The following is a 2160-nucleotide window of genomic DNA, read 5'->3' on the forward strand; positions in this document are numbered from 1 at the left end:
TACCGACTGCGTGCAGGCGGTAGCTACAAAACATTTCCTGTCCGACTCATGTATCCGCTTTTGATCTGCTTTGGATTTTGATCCGCATGCAAACGAAGTTTGCGTAAGTGCGCCCTTGATCCGTTTTTGATCCGCGCGTTTCGTAGAAACGTCTAAGCGCGCCCTCTTCAAAAAAGCGGAGGGAAACAGCGAAGGTCAAAGGCCAGAGCAGAGGGGATTCAGAGAGGATGCAGGATAGGGAGAGTGCATCCAAATGACGCCATTTTGAAAACTCTCCCCTGCTGCCGTGGGCTCTTTGTTTTAAGTGAATTTTGAATTCGGAAAACAAAACTAAATTAAGAATTTAATCGGATCTTAAAAAACGAATTGAATTCAAATCTAAGAAACGGACAGGAAATGTTTTGTAGCTACCGCCTGCACGCAGTCGATCCCACAAAACCCTGATCAGGGCTGTGCCCCGATACCCCGTTGAGTTGTGTACCTGGTTAAAAAATCCTGACGCACTTCGCTTGTCACCCCGTGTTTCACCAGGGCGGAAAAACTCGCCCTGGTGAAACACGGGGCTGATGGAAAAGATTGAAACGGAGAGGGGTCAAGGGGACGTGGAATACCGCAGACCGGAACGGGCGAGGATATGCCGCGAAAGCCCCTTGATGCCTCGCAGTGCCCCAATGCTTCGGGCTGGTGGTTGGGGGTGCTCTTCCCCCGACCGCCTGCCACGTGGCGAGCAGTCCCGAAGGGCCGTCGGAGACGATCTGTTTTTGGCTTTTTGGCGGTGCTTTGAGGGGTCGAAAAACAGGCGCCGGAGAGGCCGATTTCCTTTACTTGATACTTAAGGGATAACTAGCGGATAAAAACATAGGCTCTAGGCCACGTACGGCGGGGCTTTGCGGGGTTTTTCAAAGGTCATTGACTAGGCCAAAAAAAAAGCCCAGCATCGTGGGTATCTGACATCCACAAAACAAAGGCTTTTCATGGAAACCGTTTCCGATCCCACTTGCCCCCATTCTAGCGAAATTATTGCGCTTGAACAGCCCCGTGATGGGCTTTTTGATTACAGCCCTACGGATGCCCCATGGGACGTCCACCGTGGCCAAGCTGATGATGTGGGCGGGATCTATGCGACAGCGCTTGAATTCGAGCGCTACGCGGCTCGTATGGCTGATTGCGGCGGGGTGCTCTTGTTTGGCTGGGAGATCAACCCGGCCACATGGGTAACCGCTTTGCGCCTAAAGCACAGCCATTTTTGCCGGGTGCGTCATTGCCCGGTGTGCCAGTGGAGACGTTCCCTCATGTGGCAAGCCCGGTTTCACCAAGCCCTCCCTAAGATCGTCTGTGAGCATCCCAAGGCCCGCTGGTTATTCCTGACCCTGACTGTGCCTAATCGCTCCATAGGCGAGCTTGGAGAGACTCTGACAGCGATGAATGCCGGGTGGCAGCGGTTGATCAAACGCAAAGAGCTGAAACCCATTTTGGGCTGGGTGCGCACCACTGAGGTCACACGCAGCGCTATCGGTGAGGCACACCCGCACTTCCATGTGTTGCTGATGGTGCCGCCAAGCTGGTTTCGAGGGCAGACCTACGTCAAGCAAGCCCGCTGGGTCGAGCTGTGGCAAGAGTGCATGCGCGATCCAACCATTTCGCCGTCCGGGCTATGGATCGAAGTAATCAAAGGGGCTGTCCCAGAGAGTGGGCAATCAGCCTCTGATGTCACGAGCTTTGCACTTCAAAAGGCAGTCTCTGAAACCCTCAAATACAGCGTTAAGCCGTCTGACATGACAGATGATCCCGATTGGTTTCTGGAACTGACGCGGCAAGCCCACAAGCGCCGATTCGTGGCTACGGGTGGAGTGCTGAAAAACGTGCTCCGGGTCGATGAGGAAACGGACGCTGACTTGGTGATGGCGGACGGGCCGGCAGAAGGGGAAGACGATGGATCTCGGTTGGCTTTCAACTGGCGTGAATTTGAGCGCCGGTATCGCCGCGCACCCAACGGGGATAAACCAGCTCGCTGACTCTCAACGGGGTATCGGGGCACAGCCCTGATCAGGGTTTTGTAGGTACCGACTGCGTGCAGGCGGTAGCTACAAAACATTTCCTGTCCGACTCATGTATCCGCTTTTGATCTGCTTTGGATTTTGATCCGCATGCAAACGAAGT

1 protein-coding gene is annotated in these 2160 nt (G+C 54.2%); it reads left to right on the forward strand.

Annotated elements, in window-relative coordinates:
- Positions 1-974 precede the first annotated feature (974 nt).
- Positions 975-2015, forward strand: coding sequence for a protein rep (locus ACZRKZ_RS27685; protein WP_231165498.1), 1041 nt, complete (start codon positions 975-977; stop codon positions 2013-2015).
- Positions 2016-2160 lie beyond the last annotated feature (145 nt).

The sequence above is a fragment of the Pseudomonas sp. c313 genome (assembly GCF_055407145.1).